This window comes from Candidatus Proelusimicrobium excrementi (assembly GCF_937881865.1).
Classification (GTDB): Bacteria; Elusimicrobiota; Elusimicrobia; order Elusimicrobiales; family Elusimicrobiaceae; genus Proelusimicrobium; species Proelusimicrobium excrementi.
On sequence record NZ_CALGEO010000025.1, the window covers coordinates 1 to 17,128 of the forward strand.

A 17,128-nucleotide genomic window follows, 5' to 3' on the forward strand; every position below is an offset into this window, starting at 1 on the left:
AAATACAGCCTTTGATGTTCCCGGTAAGCGTACAGCTGCCGGCCAGCAAACTTGAAGCCGTCCTCGCCTGGAGCGAGGTTTTGGCGCAGACGGGTTTTGAGATTTCAAGATTTTCCACAAACACGCTGAGCATTAACGCCGTACCGAACCTGCTTAAATTTAAAGAGGAAAGCATAAAAGATTTTATAGTTTCCCTCTCCGACGTAATAGGCGACCCGGCGAAATCGGACAACAAACTTAAATATCACCTGATATCAACCATGGCGTGCAAGAAATCCATAAAAGCCGGGGAAAAGCTGGAAAAAGTGCAAGCCGAAGCCCTGCTGAACAATATGAAAAAGTGCAAAGACGCTTTACATTGTCCACACGGCAGGCCCACTTTAATTACCTTGGAAATGAAAGAAGTATCGCGCAAATTCGGCAGAAGTTAATAAAATTCTTAACGCTGAGAAGAGGCCGGTTTGCGCGCTTAGGCATTATGATGGCACAATCCGGTACCGCGTTTATAAAATCCGCCGTTAAAATGCCGTTAAAAACTGAAATTGAGGTTAATGCCCAAAGCCTCTTTAATACATTCCTGAGCGTAAAAATCCGTCATGCCGGCTATGTAATCCGTAACGATGACTTTGGCCCCTGCTTTGCCCTCGTAAACGTGCCGCATTGACTCCAAATAATGGCCAAAACTCTTTGCGGCTTGTTTCTGCTCGTCGGCGTAACCTTTCCCGAAAGCGTATTTTTCAAAAAGTTCTTCGTAATAATCAAACAGTTTGCCAACCGAGTAAGTAAGCACGTCTTTTTGTTTGGCGACGGACGAATGATTGTAAATATGTTTATAGTTAAACTTTTTAAGTTCGCCCATAATTTCAAACTTTTCTTGGGAAAAGCCAATACTGTCCTTATCGGCGGAATTATGCGTCAAATCAAGAACAAGAGTGTTTATAATTTCGCCGTTGTTTTCCCCAAGCTCTTTTTTTATTATTGAAGGAACGTCGGCGTAAGTTATTATTTTGGCGCGGACGGCGTCTTCAATATCGCGGCCCAAATAGGCTATTTTATCGGAAAGCCGCACGACGCAGCCCTCATAAGTGGAAGGCAAATGGCGGCGGTCTTTTATCGCTTCCAAATCATTGGGAACCGGGCCCGGCTTTAAAGCGTTGTTGTTGAAATCCTCTCCGCAGTGGCAGATAATCCCGTCCTTAACCGCGTAAGTAAGGTTAAGCCCGCGCCCGTAGCAGGTAAGATGTTCCACAACGCGGTAGCCGTTTAGTTCATGCATAAAATTTGCGGGGGCGATTTTGCGCGCTATGGCTCTTTCGCCCTCATGACCGAAAGGCGCATGGCCCAAATCGTGCGCAAGACCTATGGAATAGGCCAGTTCTTCATCCAGTTTCCAGTTGCCGGTTTGATTTAACCCTTTGCAGATAGAAACGGCTATCGTCGCCACATGCAAGACGTGCTCTATGCGCGTGCAAATATGGTCATTGCCGGGCGCGGCGAAAACCTGCGTCTTGCTCTTAAGCCGCCTAAAAGGCTGGGAATGTATAATTTTGGTTTGATCGCGGAAGTATTCCCCTCTGAAATCCGGCTCGGCCGGATAAGTTCTTTTTAAATAAACGGAATCTGGAAAAGGATTTTTATTCATAGAATTATTATAATAAAGTTAGAGAGGTATTTTATGAAAAACATTGCCGTATACCCCGGAACTTTTGACCCGGTGACCAACGGACATCTTGATATCATCCGCCGCGCCGCAGACATTTTTGACGAAGTTATCGTGGCCGTGCTCGTCAACAAAAACAAACGCCCCGTGTTCAGCGTGGAGGAACGTTTAAAACATTTAAAAGAAAATACGCAAGAATTAAAAAACGTAAAAGTGGATTTTTTCGACGGTCTTTTGGCAGATTATATGAAGCTTAAAAAAGCCAAAGTAGCCATACGCGGCCTGCGCGCTTTGACGGATTTGGAATACGAATTTATCCTGGCCAACACCAACCGCGAACTTAACGGGGAAATGGAAACCGTCTTCTTAATGCCGAGCGCAAAATACACTTATCTGACTTCTTCCATGGTGAGGGAAGCTTACTCCCTGGGCGGGCGGCTTAAAAACTGCGTACCCCCTTCCGTGGAAAAAGAACTTGTGGAAAAATATAAAAAGTGATTTATTTGCCGCGTTTAAAAAAAGGCTTAAAAAACGGATAATAAAGATCATCTTTAAGGGGATAAGTTATTTCCCCTTTTTTTTGTTTGGAAACAAATCTTACCGGCGCGTCCTCAATGACGGCGAAAGGTTTTTTCTCCCGGCCTTCGCCCATCATAAAGCCGGCGCAGGCGGCCAAAGTATCCGCCGCGTCGACCAGCGTCATTTTAAGCTTCCGGCCGAATATATCGCCCTTTCCTCTGTAATCCTTTACGCCTTTAAATCCGGCGTAGCCCACCGCGGCGGAAATCACCCCGGCCCTTAAAGGCAGTATCATGCTGTCGGTTAAAATTACGCCGAGCTTTTTTACTTTATAAATTTCTTTAAGAGCGGCCCTCAGGCGCGCGGCGGTTTTGTAAGGATCTTCCGGCAGAAGCGAAAGCCTGCCTTTTATATTGCTTTCGTCCACGCCGGCGTTAGTCATAACCATACCGTTTTTTACCGTAAAATAACAAAGCGAAGTTTCCAAATAGAAATCGCTGCTTTCTTTTATAATTTTTTCTTTAAGCGCCAAATCCGCGGTGCGGCCCTCCCACAGGCCCGCCACTTTGGAGGAAACGGCAATAATACTGCCCTCTTTAAGCGAAGGCAGATATTTTTTTATGAAGGCGGGTAAATCCCCGTTTTCTTTAAAAACACCCGTTTTATAAGCTTTTATACGCATTTAAAATGGCTCCACGAAACGGCTGAACACCTGATTGGCAAAATATTTGCCCTTGGCGGAAAGTTTTAAATTTTCTCCGTCATTCTCTATAAGGCCGGATTTAAGCAGCGTTTTAAAATCCTCGCCGAAATATTCTAGCATTTGCAAATCGGGTTTAAAACCTTTTAAGTATCTGAAAGCCGTCATTATTCTCTCCCCGATTTTTGCTTTTCCGCAAAGCGTTTCTTTAAAAGCAAGCGGTTTTTCCCCTTTGTTTACGGCAGAAATATATTCCTCAATACCCGTAATATTGCCGTATCTTTCCCCGCCCAGATAACCGCCGGCGGCCGCGCCCAAGCCCAAATATTCTCCGCCGAGCCAATAATTTATATTGTGCATACTCTCCCGCCCCGGCTTAGCGTAATTGGAAATTTCATACTGCCCAAATCCGTGCGAAGTTAAAATTTGATACGCGCTTTCCAACAAATCCACATAAAAAGCGTCGTTGTAAGAATATCCTTGGCGAAAAAGCGGCGTGCCTTCCTCAACCTGTAAGCCGTAAAGGGAAATGTGTTTAGGCTTTAAAGCCAAAACCTCTTTAAGCCCGGTTAAAAAACTGTCTTTAGTCTGCCCCGGCAAAGCGGCTATCAAATCGATATTGATATTATCAAAATATTTAACGGCCAGCCGGTAAACTTTAAGGAAAGAGGCTGCGTCATGCGCGCGGCCTATCAGTTTAAGTTCTTTGTCATTAAAACTTTGAAGGCCCAAACTAAGCCTGTTAACGCCGCCTTCTTTTAAAATTTTAAGTTTGTCTTCGTTTAAACTTTCGGGATTGCATTCAAAAGTAAATTCTTTAAAACCGCCGCCGTAATTTGCGTTGATAAAATCAAGCAAAATTTTAATTTGTTCTTCATTTAAGAAGCTTGGCGTACCTCCGCCGACGTAAACCGTCCCCGGTTTCGTTTTAAGTTTATAAAAGCCGGCTTCTTTGGTTAAAGCTTTAAGGTAAGGGGCTATCAAAGCGGTTTTGCCGGGATAGGAGGCAAAATCACAGTAAAAACATTTGCTGACGCAAAATGGAATATGTATGTAAAGGCCACGCATTAAGCACCGGCTTTATAATCAAGATAAGCCTGCATGAAAGCGTCCAAATCTCCGTCCATAACGCCTTGGATATTGGAAGTTTCATAACCCGTCCTTAAATCCTTTACAAGCTGATAGGGCATAAATACGTAAGAACGTATCTGATGGCCCCAAGCGATATCGCCCTTTTCGCTGTAATGGCGTTCCATTTCCGAGCGTTTTTTATCAAGCTCCATTTCATAGAGTTTGGCTTTAAGCATTTTCATGGCGCGCGTTTTATTTTGCAGCTGGGAACGCTCAACCTGACAGGCTACCACTATCCCGGTAGGCTTATGCAGAATACGTACCGCCGTTTCCACCTTATTGACGTTCTGCCCGCCCGCGCCGCCGCTGCGGCAGGTGGTTACTTCTATATCTTTATCCAAAATTTCTATATTGATTTCGTCTTCAATATCCGGCAGAATGTCCAGCGACGCGAAAGAAGTATGCCTGCGGCTGTTGGCGTCGAAAGGGGAAATCCTTACAAGCCTGTGCACGCCGTTTTCGCTCTTCAAAAAACCGTATGCGTAAGAGCCTTCTATAAACAAAGTTACGTTTTTGACGCCGGCCTCTTCCCCGGGCAAAATATCTGTTATGTGAACTTTGAAGTTATGCTGTTCGGCCCAGCGGGTATACATTCTTAAAAGCATATCGGCCCAGTCGCAGGATTCCGTTCCGCCCGCGCCGGCGTGTATGCTGACTATGGCGTTTAATTTGTCTTCCGGGCGGGAAAGCTTGGTTTTAAACTCCGCCGATTTTAAAGTTTCGTCCAAAGCTTTAAGCGCGTTTTCTACATTGGTCAGTTCGCTTTCGTCCGACATTTCCACCGCCAAAGCAAGCAAAGTTTCCGCGTCTTCCAAACGCGCGCGCATGGCGGAGTAAGCTTCTATATCGGTTTTAAGCGCGTCTATTTCTTTGGAAACGGCTTTGGCTTTGTCCGCGTCATTCCAAAAATCAGGCGCGGCGCTAAGGGCTTCCTTTTCTTTAAGAATATCCCGCTTTTTCGTTATGTGTTGGATCTCAAAAAGTTTATCAAGCCTTTGCGCTATATCGGCCGAAAGCTGCTGTAAATCTTTAGTTTCAATACTCATTTCTTACGCTCAAAAACACCATGCCGAAAATTACCAAAGCCGCCGCAAAAGCCAAACAGCCGTAGGCGAAGACATCCCCGTGCAAAGTGTAGAAAGTTTTTGTATCTCTGTCTTTAAAAACAAAGTTGAAAACGGAACTTTCCTGCCTGTTAAGGCCCGTTTCAAAACGGATTTTGCCCAGGCTGTCTATCCACGCCGAAATGCCCGTATTGGTGGAACGCAGCAGCGGGCGGCGGTTTTCCACCGCTCTGAAGACATTTGCCCTTAAATGCTGATAAGGGGCCGCGCTTTCCAAAAACCACCCGTCATTTGAAATATTGACGAAGAACTCCGCGCCGTTTTCGGCCTGAGCCCTATATACGGAAGGGAAAATGGACTCAAAACAAATTTCCGTACCGAAGGTGTATTCTTCCTTCTTAATCTTGCCCTGCGCCGGCACTATAATTTTAAGCGTTTTGCCCGGTTCCGAACCGGGGGTAAAAACGCCCGTCAGGGCTGTTATCCCGTTGTTTTCGTAAAAACCGCCGAGTAAAAACTTAAAGGGCAAAAATTCGCCAAACGGCACAAGTTTGGTCTTTTTGTAATCGTCGGTTACGCCCGTTTCGTTTACCAAAACGGCCGCAACATATTGTTTATCGCCGTCTTCTTCCGTGCCGCCGAACAGCTGCCAGGCTTTAAGCTCCGCGCTTTGCTCTTGAATATAGTCCGCATACTCGTTTTGAAGCAAATCGCCGGGCAAAGAACTTTCCGGCCAAATAATGAAAGAAGCCTTCTTATCTTTTAAAGCCTCCAACTGGCCCGCTATGGTGTAAACCACGTCTTCGCTGCGGCCCTCAATATGCAGTTTATGAGTATAAGGCTGCATTAAAGCCACGCGCAAAGTATGGGGTGAAGCCTGAAGATAATTAAGCTGTTCTTTTATAACTTTATGGCCAAAACTCAAAACAAACAGCATAAGGCAGAAGGCCAAAGTAAAGTAAAACACTTTAAGGACGCGGGGCATTTTCAAAACCAAATATCCGCAAACCAAAGAGGTAAACGCAACCATGAAACTTACCCCGTAAACGCCGGTGTAAGAACTTATTTGTATAAGATAAATAAAATTAAACTGAGTATAGCCAAGCACAAACCAAGGGAAAGCCATAAACTTTAAGGCTATAAGCTGATGCACTATCTCCAAACCCACCCAGAGGCAGGCCGCCGCAAAAGGCCAGGCAAAAGGAATCCTTTTAAGATAATACGAGCCGAAAGCGAACAAGGCAAACTGCAAAGCAAGCACTGCCGAAAGCGCGGTAAGCGCGGTCATAGCCAGCCCGTGATTGCCGGTTCCTTCCATAACCGTCAGCGAAATCCAATTAAGCGTTACAAAGTAAAATATTCCGCCCGAAAGCCAGCCGAATATAAGGCTGAAAAACGCGCTTCTTATATTAAAAATCGCTATGGTAAAAGGAATGAAAGCCAGCCATGCGTAAACCGGCGCGGCTTTGGTTATATAGCTTTCGGCAAGCAAAAGGCCGCAGGCTACGGCGCAAAACGCCACAACAATGCCGGAAAACAAATCTCTGACCAACTGGAAAATGAGTATCTTTTTATCGGCTTTAATTATGACCGGGTGATCCTCGCCCAAAGGTTTTAAGTCTATATCTTCGATGTCTTCTTCCGATATCGGTTTTAAAAAATCGGGAGTATTGCCGACAAAAAAATCTTCCTCTTTTACCTTAAGGGAACTATTCGTCGGCGGTGCGCCGTATATGTCTTCTTTGGGTATCATACCGGCGACGGTATCCGCCGGCCGGCCGGTTTGCGCCGGAGCAGCCGGGCTTTTAACGCCGACCGCTTCCGCCCGTTTTGCCGAAGCGGAAGATGAAGCGGCGGCATCAGTCCCTTTGCCGGCTCCGCCTTTTTTGAAAAGGCCTTTTGCTTTTTCCGTTAGAGATTTAAAGTTTATTTTCCGCAACATTTTTTATATTTTTTGCCGCTGCCGCAGGGGCATAAATCGTTCCTGCCGATTTTGTGCTGTTCCTGCGCGGGCGTCGCGCCGTTTTGTTCTTCGGCCGCCGCTTGCCTTACAACCGGCTGTCTTCTTTGCGGAGGCAGCTGCAAGCGGAAAATATAATCAACAAATAAATCTCTCACCCTCGTCATCATGTTCTGATAGAGGTTAAAAGATTCTTTTTGATATTCAATAAGAGGGTCTTTCTGCCCGTAAGCCCTGAGCCCGACGCTTTTTTGAAGCTGGTCCAGCTCGTAAAGGTGCTGTTTCCAGCTTTGATCCAAAAGCTGTAAAAGGAGCATACGTTCAATTTCGTCAAACAAAATGCCCTGCTCAAGGAAGTAATTTGCCCTTTGGGTGTAAACTTCTTTGATTTTGGAGATTATGTCTTCCAAAACGGCTTTATCGTTCTTGCCGAGAGTGTTTTCCGCGGACAAGTCCAAATCCAAAGTGAAGCGTCTTTTAAATACGGCGTTCAAGCCGGAAAAATCGGACTGCTTCGGATGATGATGGTTAAAGAATTGATAGAACAGCTCTTCCGCGGTTTCTTCAATCATTTGATTGATGCGCTCGCTGAAGCTGGCTCCGTCCAAAATGGCGTTCCTTAAATTATAGACGGCCGTCCTTTGCTGATTCATTACTTTATCATAATCCAAAAGGTGTTTTCTTATGTCGAAGTTATGCCCCTCAACGCGCCTTTGGGCGCCTTCTATCTGTTTGGAAATTATGCGGGATTTAATGCTTTCACCGTCTTTCATGCCCAAAGTCGTCATTACCGAAGCTATACGCTCGCTGCCGAAAAGGCGCATAAGTTCGTCATCCAAAGCGACGTAAAACCTGCTGGAGCCTTTATCGCCCTGCCTTGCGCAGCGTCCGCGAAGCTGATTGTCAATACGTCTGCTTTCGTGGCGTTCCGTGCCTATTACGGTAAGCCCGCCGTGCTCGGCCACGTATTCCTGTTCTTCTTTGTCGCAGGGATTGCCGCCCAAAACTATATCGGTGCCGCGCCCCGCCATGTTGGTGGCTATCGTTACCGCGCCTTTGCGTCCGGCCTGGCTGATTATCTGGGCTTCCATTTCGTGATATTTGGCGTTTAAAACTTTATGGGGAATGCCGCGCTTTCTTAAAAGTTCCGAAAGCTTTTCCGACTTTTCTATTGAGCGCGTACCCACCAGCACCGGCGAACCTTTGCGCCAAAGCTGTTCGACGTCTTCAATAACGGCGTTGAATTTTTCGCGTTCGGTTTTATAAATTATGTCGGGGTCGTCCTTCCTTAAACAAGGTTTGTTGGAAGGTATTTCGACTACGTCCAATTTATAAATAGTCCAAAACTCATTGGCTTCCGTCATCGCCGTACCCGTCATGCCGGAAAGCTTATTGTAAAGTTTAAAGAAGTTCTGGAATGTAATAGTCGCCAAAGTTTGGTTTTCTTCTTTTATCGGCAAATGCTCTTTGGCTTCCACAGCTTGGTGAAGCCCGTCGGACCAGCGTCTGCCCGGCATAAGACGGCCGGTAAATTCGTCAACGATAATAACTTCCCCGTCTTTAATTACGTAATGGACGTCTTTCTCATACAGATGATGCGCCCTTAAAGCCTGGTTAATGTGGTGCACCCATTCGGATTCGACATCGTTATACAAATTGGGCACGCCCAGCATTTTTTCGGCTTTGGCGACGCCTTCGTCCGTAAGCGTAACGGTGTGGTTCTTTTCGTCGATTAAAGCGTCATAACCTTTGGAAAGATCTTCCCCGGCGTATTTGGCGTTAACTTCGTCCTTTTCCGTAATTTTGCGGATTTTAAGGGAAGGTATCATCCTGTTTACTATATAGTATTTATCGGTTTTTTGGTCTGACGGGCCGGAAATAATAAGCGGGGTTCTGGCCTCGTCGATAAGAATGGAGTCCACTTCGTCCACTATACAATAATTGAGTTTGCGCTGTACTCTGTCCCCCGCGCGCACAACCATATTATCGCGCAGATAATCAAAACCGAGCTCGTTATTAGTTACATAAGTTATATCTTTTAAATACATTTCGCGGCGTTCGGCATTATCCATATCATGGCTGATATAGCCTACGCTTAAGCCCAAAAATTCATGTACGGGGCCCATCCATTGTCTGTCGCGTTTGGCCAAATAATCGTTTACGGTAACGACGTGCACGCCTTTGCCCGTCAAAGCGTTAAGGTAAGAAGGCAATGTCGCCACCAAAGTTTTACCTTCGCCGGTGCGCATTTCCGCGATTTTGCCGTTATGCAAAACCATGCCGCCCAAAAGCTGTACGTCATAATGCCTAAGGCCCAAAACCCTTTTTGCCGCTTCTCTTACCAAAGCGAAAGCTTCGGGGAGGATATCATCCAAAGTTTCGCCTTTGCCAAGACGTTCTTTAAATTCGGCCGTTTTTTCTTTCAGCTGGGCGTCAGTTAAAGGGGAGAAAATTTTTTCCAGCTCGTTAATTTTAGCTACCGCCGGATAATATTTTTTTAATTGTCTTTCGCTTTTCGTACCGATTAATTTATCAACTATATAAGTAAGCATATATCCTCTTTAAAATAAAATTTCGCTTTTCAGCGCGCGGGGCAGGCGATTTTCTGCCCGTGGAACGGGGATATTTCCCTAAGCCTTTTAATAATGGGAGGAAGAACTTTTACGACGGTATCCACCTCTTCTTCCGTATTGAATTTGCTTAAGGAAAACCTTATGGACCCGTGAGCAAACTGAAACGGAACGCCCATAGCCATCAAAACGTGGGAAGGCTCCAAAGAGCCGGAAGTGCACGCGGAGCCGGAAGACGCGCAAATATTATGCTCGTCAAGCATCATGAGTATGGATTCGCCTTCCACATAACCAAAGCTTATATTGCTTGTATTGGGAAGACGGCTTAATTTATCTCCGTTGACTTTGCAATCGGGTATTGCGGCAAGCAGAGCGTTTTCAAGTTTATCTCTTAACGTGGCCACTTGCGCTTCGTATTTCCATAAAGTTTCTTTGGCGATTTTGGCGGCTTCGCCGAATCCGACCAAAGCCGGCACGTTTTCTGTACCCGCTCTTCTGGATTTTTCCTGATGTCCGCCAACCATAAAAGGCAAAAATCTTACGCCTTGTTTGACGTAAAGCGCACCCACGCCCTTAGGCCCGTGTATTTTGTGGGAAGAGCAAGAAAGCATATCCGCGTCAACATCTTTAACGTCCGTAGGAATTTTCCCCACGGCCTGTACGGCGTCGGTATGGAAAAGCGCGCCGGCTTTATGCGCCAAAGCGGCTATTTCCTTTACCGGGAAAATCGTTCCCGTTTCGCTGTTGGCCCACATTACGGATACCAAAGCGGTATCTTCATTCAAAACGGCTTTATACTGCTCCATATTAAAACGGCCGTCGGCGTCTACGCCGATAAAATCAACATTGTAGCCTTCTTTGGCAAGTTTTTTAAACACTTCCAAAACGGCGGGATGTTCCACCGCGGAAGTTATAATATGTTTTTTTGCCGGGTAAACCCGCAGAGCGGAATATATCGCGCTGCTGTCAGCTTCGGTTCCGCCTGAAGTAAAAATAACCTCCGCAGGCATGGCGTTTAGAAGAGCGGCCACATTTCTGCGTGCGTTTTCTATAGCTTTATTGTTAAGCCCGCCGAAGTGATGCATACTGCTGGCGTTGCCGTAATTCTCCGTAAAATAAGGAGCCATGGCGTTAAAAACTTCCGGCAAAACCATAGTGGTGGCGTTGTTATCGAAATAAATTACTTTCATGCCTGTTTTACCTCTATATCGGCAGAAAGTTTTTCGCGAAGAGTCTTTTCCACAAAGCCTTTTAAAGTGGCCGCAGCATTCATACAGCCGCCGCACATGCCAAGCAGTTTAACCGTAATCACGTTCCCGCTGATGTCGGTCAGTTCCACGCTGCCGCCGTCCAAATTAAGCTTCGGTTTGATATCGTTGCTTAAAACTTCTTCCACGGCTTTGATTTTTTCGACTATTGTCATATCGGCATAAGTCTTGGTTTTCTCCTCTTTGGGAGCGGAAAGAATTTCGCAGGAAAGGACTTTATTTAGTATCTTTTGAATCTCCCCTTTGCATTTGCCGCAGGCTCCGCCGGCTTTGGTAAAATGCGTTACGTCTTCCACCGTTTTAAGATTATTATTGTGTATGGCTTGGATAATGGCCTGCTCGCTTACGTTAAAGCATTGGCAGACGATGTTTGTCCCTGGTTCCTGCTCAAAAATAACGGGCTCGCCGCCTTGCCGGTAAGACCTTACGGCCGCCTCCAAAGCTTCCATGCCCATTACGGAGCAATGCATTTTTTCGTCGGGCAGACTGCCCAAGGCGTCGGCTATATCTCTGTTGGTTATTTTAAGGGCTTCTTCAAGCGTTTTGCCTTTCGCCATTTCCGTCAAAATTGAAGAGGACGCTATTGCGCTTGCGCAGCCGAAAGTCTGGAATTTAATATCTTCTATAACTTCCGTTTCTTTGTTTACTTTTATAGTAAGTTTTAAAGCATCGCCGCAGACCAAACTGCCCACCTGGCCGGTTCCGTCCGCATTTTGAATTTCCCCGACATTGCGCGGATTTTTAAAGTGATCCATCACTTTTTCTGTATAATCCCACATAAAAATATCTCCAAATCCGTTACGTATATTATACTATAAAACACCGTCATAAACTGACGCAAAAGCCCCCGCTTGAAGCGAGGGCTTTTTATTCTCTTAAAAACAGTTTACCGGGCCGCGGTTCTAAAGAAGTTGCCCCTGTTTGAACCTAAAGTGGGTTTGCCCATCATTTTATCGGCCACCAGCACGATATCTTTGCGCCCCGAGGAATACATCTGATTACTCTGCCCGAAGATATCCCCGCTTTTCAATACGCCCAAATTACCGTGCGAATTTATTTGAACTTCAAGCTTGATATTGCCTTCGACGTCGTCTATAAGCAAATCTTCTTTCCCGATGTTAAAATCCATAGGGAATTTGGGATTTATAATCCTTTTAATAGCTATAGGCACGTCCGCTTCGTTTTTTACCACTATCGAGCAAGCGACGTTATCTGCCTGGGCCGGCTTGCGCAGCCTTTCGGCCACGTCAACGCGCCCGGCGAGATTAAACCCCTCATCGGCTTTAGTGGATTTTATCATATACCCGCCGAAAGTGAGCACCAAAAAGGTGAATATAATTAAAATATATTTCATATCAATATAATTATACCTTTATTTTTCCTTTTTAAACAGAGCCATCCCCGTTTTTCCCTTTTACGGCATAAAAAAAGCGGAACGTTTAAGGTTCCGCTTTTTAAACAAAAACTATTTTTTGTACTCTAAAAAGCCCCATACGACGGAAGAATGTATCCAGCCTTTTACGCCGTCGGTGCCTTCAACCTGCAGCCATTTGCCTTGCTTTTTAATAAATTTGAGGGGGTAGCCTTCCTGTACTATCCAAGCCACTTCCGCATCGCTGCTGGGGGAAACCCTTATATTCGCGTCGCTTTTGGCGGAAAGGCCCGGCGTTTCGGAAAGCAGGTTTTTGTTGATCCAGCCTTTAAAACCCTGAAAGTCTTTTACTTCCACCCAATTTTTGTCTTTGCTTACGCTGAGCATTTTAAGCGGGGTATACTTCCACACTTTAAAAGCTATTTTGCATTTTGCGCTGGCGCAGGATCTTATGTTTCCTTCCTGTACGCCGACGCTGGCGTATTCCGCCGCGGCAAAGGCGTTTACGCCTAAAAACAAGGCTATGAAAGCCGCAGAAATTTTGGTTATGTTCTTCATATTATTAAAAACTCCGTTTAATCTATAAAATTACCCGCTGGAAACAGTATATCATATTTTTGCGTCTTATCAACAATTCCGCACGCCCAGATTTTAGGGCTTGAAGCGGGCGGGCTTCATATCTATTATATAAAAATGATATCATTAATTGAATAATATATTTCGGGAGATTTTGTATGAAAGAACAAATTATCGCTTTACTTCAAAAAGTGCGCCCCGCTTTACAGGCTGACGGCGGCGACGTTGAATTTGTGGATTTTAACGAAGGCACCGGCGTAGTAACCGTAAAACTTAAAGGCGCCTGCGGATCCTGCCCCATGGCCACGATGACGCTTAAAAACGGCATTGAAAGATATTTAAAAGAAGCAATTCCCCAAATAACTTCCGTAGAAAAAATATAATGCCTCTGACAGATCTTCACGCCCATACAAGACATTCAGACGGGACGAACAGCCCGTCTGAAGTCGTTTATTATTACAAAAGGGCCGGCGTAAGGCTGATGTCCGTAACGGACCACGATACTCTTTCGGCCAATAAAGAAGCCGCGCAAAAAGCCGCGGAGGCCGGCATCCTTTACGTAAACGGCGTGGAAATAAGCACCAAAGAACACGATCATCTGCATTTTTTAGGCTTCAACGTTGACCCCGAAAATAAACTTCTGCAGGAGTTTTTGGAATTTAACAGAAGCCAGCGCAATGAAAGGGTAAAAGGAATTATAAAACAGCTGCGCGACGCCGGGATTAATATTGAAGAGCGGGATGTTTTCTGTTTGGTAAAAACCGTGGCTTCCCGCGCGCATGTGGCCGACGCCTTAAAAAACAAAAGGCTGGTTCCGACAAGGCAGGAAGCTTTCAGGAAATACCTTATACAAGGCAAACCGGGCTACGCCGCGCCGAGGGGCGCTTCCGTAGAAGAAACCATAAAAATCATTCGTCAGGCCGGCGGGCTTGCCTTTATAGCGCACCCGGGCATAGTAAAGGACCATTGGAACTTTCCCGCATGGGCGAATGCGGGGCTCAGCGGCATAGAAATTTACTATCCGGCGCATTCCTTCCAAACAAGGCAGGATTTGCTGTCCATAGCCGCAAAATACAATCTTTTGATAAGCGCGGGTTCAGACTTCCACGGTACAAAAAGCGGACGCTGCGCCACTCCCGGTTTTGATATCCCGCAGGAAACTTTCGATAATCTTAAAAAAGCTTTCGGATTATAAATATGATAGTTATAGCCCACCGCGGAGCAAGCGCGTATTTCAAAGAAAACACCGTAAAAGCCTTTAAAGAAGCTTTCGCCATGGGCGCAAAGCATATGGAAACGGACGTACAGCGTTCCAAAGACGGCGTTTTGGTTCTTTATCACGATTACGCCTTACCGGGCGGACAAAATATAAAAGATACTTCTTTCTCCGAACTTTGCAAATTTGAAATACCTTCCATAGAAGAACTTTTTTCCGCCGCCGAAGATTATTCCGTCAAAATCAATCTTGAAATTAAAAACGACGGCAACCTTTACCCCGGGATAGAAAAGCAGCTTATTGATTTTTTAAACTCCGCAAAAAACGTCTGTGACACCTCCTGCTTCTTTTCCTCAGTCATATTGTAAATCTCCAATTACTAATAATTAATTATTAGTAATGTGAAATTATAAATATATCGCAGCGGTCACTTTCCCTCCATAAGAAGGCAACACTTAATACCTCTCGGACACAAAAGAGACATACCTATAAACAACCCGCCGGAAACATGAGCAACTTCCACTTCCTCACTGAAAACCCCCGATACAACCTCTTCGCAGCCGCAGCCGTCGACGCAGAAAACCTCCTGGAACTCTCCCCTTCCATGTCTGCCGCCGCCTCCCGCAAAGCCCTGGAACTTGCCGTCAAATGGGTATATGCTGCAGACAAAACCCTCAGCACCCCCTACCGCGACAACATCCAGTCACTCATCCACGAACCAAGCTTCCGCTTCGCTGTCGACCGCGACACCTGGCAGGTACTCCCCTACATCATCAAACTCGGAAACATCGCCGTCCACACCGAAAAACAAATCTCAAGAACCGACGCCGTAAACTCCCTCTCCGCACTATTCCACTTCATCCAGTGGATAGACTGCGTATATGGAGAAACCTACACCAGAAGAACCTTCAGCGAAAAAGACATCCCCAAAGGAATCAGCCCCGACATCCTCACCACCCACACCCGGACAATCCGGCAGAAAGAAAGCGAAATCGAAACCCTCCAAAACCAGATACGAGCCTTAGCCGAAGAATACGAAACCCGCAAAAAAGAAAACACCAAAACCCGCACAATCCCCAGACTCGACACCTCAGAATTCGAAACCCGCAAAAAATACATCGACGTCGACCTCAAATACCAGGGCTGGGAATTTGAAAAGAACTGGTTTAACGAATTCGAAGTGGACACCATGGCCGGCATTGACGGACAATCCGGATTCGCCGACTACGTACTCTTCGGAAAAGACGGAAAACCCCTTGCAGTCGTCGAAGCAAAGAACACCTGCAAAGACCCAAACATCGGAAAACAGCAGTGCAAACTCTACGCCGACAGCCTCGAAAGAAAATACGGCAGACGGCCCGTCATGTTCTACACCAACGGATTCGAAACCTACTTCTGGGACGACCTGGCAGCACCCCCAAGACAGGTCCGCACCATCTTCTCCGAATACGACATACGGCGGCTCATCGACCGGAGAGAAAACAAAAAAGACCTGCGGACAATCCCGGTAGACGACAAAATCACCAACCGCTACTACCAGAAAGAAGCCATCCGCGCCGTCTGCGACAACTTCCAAAACGGCATCAGAAAAAGCCTTCTCGTCATGGCCACGGGAACCGGAAAAACCCGAACCGCTGTAAGCCTCGTCGACGTCCTCTCCCGCGGAGGCCACATCCTAAACGTCCTCTTCTTAGCAGACCGAACCCCCTTAGTCGACCAGGCAGAAGAAGCATTCGAAAACAACCTAAAAGACATCTCCCGCTGCAACCTCCTCAAAAACAAAAAAGACACCTCCGCCAGAATCATCTTCTCCACCTACCCCACCATCCTCAACACCATCGACAAAATAGAAAACGGCAAATCCCGCTTCAGCCCTGCACACTTCGACCTCATAATCCTGGACGAAGCACACCGAAGCATCTTCAAAAAATACCGGGCAATCTTCGACTACTTCGACGCCTGCCTCCTTGGCCTCACCGCAACACCCAAAGACGAAATCGATAGAAACACCTACGACTTCTTCGAAACCGAACCGGACGTCCCGACCTTTGCATACGACTACGAAACCGCCGTCTACAAAGACCGCTACCTCGTCCCCTACCACAACATCGAAGTAAAAACCCAGTTCCTCGAAGAAGGAATCTACTATGACGACCTTTCAGAAGAAGACAAAGAACGCTTCGAAGAAGACTTCACCGAAGACTTCGAAGGAGCAGAATTCATCCCCTCAACCGCTTCATCTTCAACCAGAACACCGTCGACATCGTCCTAAACGACTTAATGGAAAACGGCATCAAAACCGCCGGCGGAGACAGAATTGGAAAAACCATCATCTTCGCCCAGAACAAAATCCATGCCCAGTTCATCACCGAACGCTTCGACAAACTCTACCCGCAGTACAAAGGCCTCCTTGCACGTAGAATCATACACGAAGACAACTACGCAAAAACCCTGATTGCCGACTTCAAACAGCCGGAAAAAAACCCGCACATCGCCGTCTCTGTTGACATGATGGACACCGGCGTTGACGTACCGGAAGTCGTCAACCTCGTCTTCTTCAAAAAAGTCCGCTCCAAAACCAAATTCTGGCAGATGATTGGAAGAGGAACACGCCTCTGCCCGGACCTCGCATGCCGCCGGGTGCACCTTTTGATGAGGAGGAGTTGTACTGTTTTTTGAGTTCTTCAAAACCGGCCTGTTCGCCATCGGCGGCATCCTCAAGGGCAACTTCGGCCTGTTCTACAACCTGGTCGGCAACAACTCCATGCTCTTCAAGACCACCGACATCATCGAAACCTATGTCTACCGCTCCATGATGAACAGCTTCAACTTTGCGCAGTCCAGCGCGGTGGGCCTGTTCCAGAGCGTGGTCGGCTTCTTCATCGTCATCGCTGCCAACGCGTTTGCCAAGAAGCTGGATCCCGATTACGCCCTGTTCTAATCTGAGAGAAAGGAGAAGCTGTTATGTCCAAAGTTGCTGAGCATCAGGCTCCGGTTATTTTGAACCATCCCAAGAAAATCAAGATGGACATGTCCGACCGCATCATCCGCGGCGTGACGTATGTGATTGTTTCGCTGTTTTCCATCGCCTG

General features: G+C 46.4%; 14 protein-coding genes and 3 pseudogenes. 7 read left to right on the forward strand and 10 right to left on the reverse strand.

Annotation, left to right across the window (positions count from 1 at the left end):
* Positions 1 to 431, forward strand: a pseudogene (locus ACQY26_RS01595) (hypothetical protein); the annotation flags it as partial.
* A 98-nt stretch (positions 432 to 529) separates the two neighbouring features.
* Here the strand turns inward: ACQY26_RS01595 and ACQY26_RS01600 are convergent.
* Positions 530 to 1,642 (reverse strand): deoxyguanosinetriphosphate triphosphohydrolase family protein, encoded by a 1,113-nt coding sequence (locus ACQY26_RS01600; RefSeq protein WP_428047333.1) that lies wholly within the window; start codon positions 1,640 to 1,642, stop codon positions 530 to 532.
* A 33-nt stretch (positions 1,643 to 1,675) separates the two neighbouring features.
* Between ACQY26_RS01600 and coaD the strand changes: the two genes are divergently transcribed.
* Positions 1,676 to 2,158, forward strand: a complete 483-nt coding sequence (gene coaD, locus ACQY26_RS01605; protein WP_428047334.1) for a pantetheine-phosphate adenylyltransferase — start codon at positions 1,676 to 1,678, stop codon at positions 2,156 to 2,158.
* A 1-nt stretch (position 2,159) separates the two neighbouring features.
* On the opposite strand, the gene ACQY26_RS01610 is transcribed toward coaD, so the two are convergent.
* From ACQY26_RS01610 to ACQY26_RS01650, 9 genes are all read right to left on the reverse strand, one after another.
* A complete protein-coding gene (locus ACQY26_RS01610; RefSeq protein ID WP_428047335.1) occupies positions 2,160 to 2,861 on the reverse strand; it encodes a coenzyme F420-0:L-glutamate ligase in 702 nt (233 codons plus the stop codon).
* Entirely contained in the window at positions 2,862 to 3,947 is a 1,086-nt protein-coding gene (hemW, locus tag ACQY26_RS01615) for a radical SAM family heme chaperone HemW (protein WP_428047336.1), read from the reverse strand.
* Positions 3,947 to 5,056, reverse strand: coding sequence for a peptide chain release factor 2 (prfB, locus tag ACQY26_RS01620; RefSeq protein ID WP_428047337.1), 1,110 nt, complete (start codon positions 5,054 to 5,056; stop codon positions 3,947 to 3,949). Before prfB ends, hemW begins: the two co-directional genes overlap by 1 nt.
* Positions 5,046 to 7,016, reverse strand: a complete 1,971-nt coding sequence (lnt, locus tag ACQY26_RS01625) for an apolipoprotein N-acyltransferase (RefSeq protein ID WP_428047338.1) — start codon at positions 7,014 to 7,016, stop codon at positions 5,046 to 5,048. The genes prfB and lnt overlap by 11 nt, the downstream gene beginning before the upstream one ends.
* A complete protein-coding gene (gene secA / locus ACQY26_RS01630; RefSeq protein WP_428047339.1) occupies positions 7,001 to 9,586 on the reverse strand; it encodes a preprotein translocase subunit SecA in 2,586 nt (861 codons plus the stop codon). The genes lnt and secA overlap by 16 nt, the downstream gene beginning before the upstream one ends.
* Before the next feature lie 29 nt (positions 9,587 to 9,615).
* Positions 9,616 to 10,794 (reverse strand): cysteine desulfurase NifS, encoded by a 1,179-nt coding sequence (gene nifS / locus ACQY26_RS01635; RefSeq protein WP_428047340.1) that lies wholly within the window; start codon positions 10,792 to 10,794, stop codon positions 9,616 to 9,618.
* Positions 10,791 to 11,651 carry a Fe-S cluster assembly protein NifU gene (nifU, locus tag ACQY26_RS01640; RefSeq protein WP_428047341.1) on the reverse strand — a complete coding sequence of 287 codons (861 nt, stop codon included), beginning with the start codon at positions 11,649 to 11,651 and terminating at the stop codon, positions 10,791 to 10,793. Before nifU ends, nifS begins: the two co-directional genes overlap by 4 nt.
* A 107-nt stretch (positions 11,652 to 11,758) precedes the next feature.
* Positions 11,759 to 12,226 (reverse strand): hypothetical protein, encoded by a 468-nt coding sequence (locus ACQY26_RS01645; RefSeq protein WP_428047342.1) that lies wholly within the window; start codon positions 12,224 to 12,226, stop codon positions 11,759 to 11,761.
* 111 nt (positions 12,227 to 12,337) lie between these two features.
* Positions 12,338 to 12,802 (reverse strand): SH3 domain-containing protein, encoded by a 465-nt coding sequence (locus ACQY26_RS01650; RefSeq protein WP_428047343.1) that lies wholly within the window; start codon positions 12,800 to 12,802, stop codon positions 12,338 to 12,340.
* Positions 12,803 to 12,978: 176 nt separating this feature from the next.
* Between ACQY26_RS01650 and ACQY26_RS01655 the strand changes: the two genes are divergently transcribed.
* From ACQY26_RS01655 to ACQY26_RS01675, 5 genes and pseudogenes are all read left to right on the forward strand, one after another.
* Positions 12,979 to 13,203, forward strand: coding sequence for a NifU family protein (locus ACQY26_RS01655; protein ID WP_428047344.1), 225 nt, complete (start codon positions 12,979 to 12,981; stop codon positions 13,201 to 13,203).
* Complete coding sequence (locus tag ACQY26_RS01660) at positions 13,203 to 14,015, forward strand: PHP domain-containing protein (protein WP_428047345.1); 813 nt, start codon at positions 13,203 to 13,205, stop codon at positions 14,013 to 14,015. The genes ACQY26_RS01655 and ACQY26_RS01660 overlap by 1 nt, the downstream gene beginning before the upstream one ends.
* 2 nt (positions 14,016 to 14,017) lie before the next feature.
* A complete protein-coding gene (locus ACQY26_RS01665) occupies positions 14,018 to 14,404 on the forward strand; it encodes a glycerophosphodiester phosphodiesterase (protein ID WP_428047346.1) in 387 nt (128 codons plus the stop codon).
* 140 nt (positions 14,405 to 14,544) lie between these two features.
* Positions 14,545 to 16,664 (forward strand): annotated as a pseudogene (locus tag ACQY26_RS01670) (DEAD/DEAH box helicase family protein); the annotation flags it as partial.
* A gap of 67 nt (positions 16,665 to 16,731) precedes the next feature.
* A pseudogene (locus ACQY26_RS01675) lies at positions 16,732 to 16,977 on the forward strand (sugar ABC transporter permease); the annotation flags it as partial.
* Positions 16,978 to 17,128: the final 151 nt, after the last annotated feature.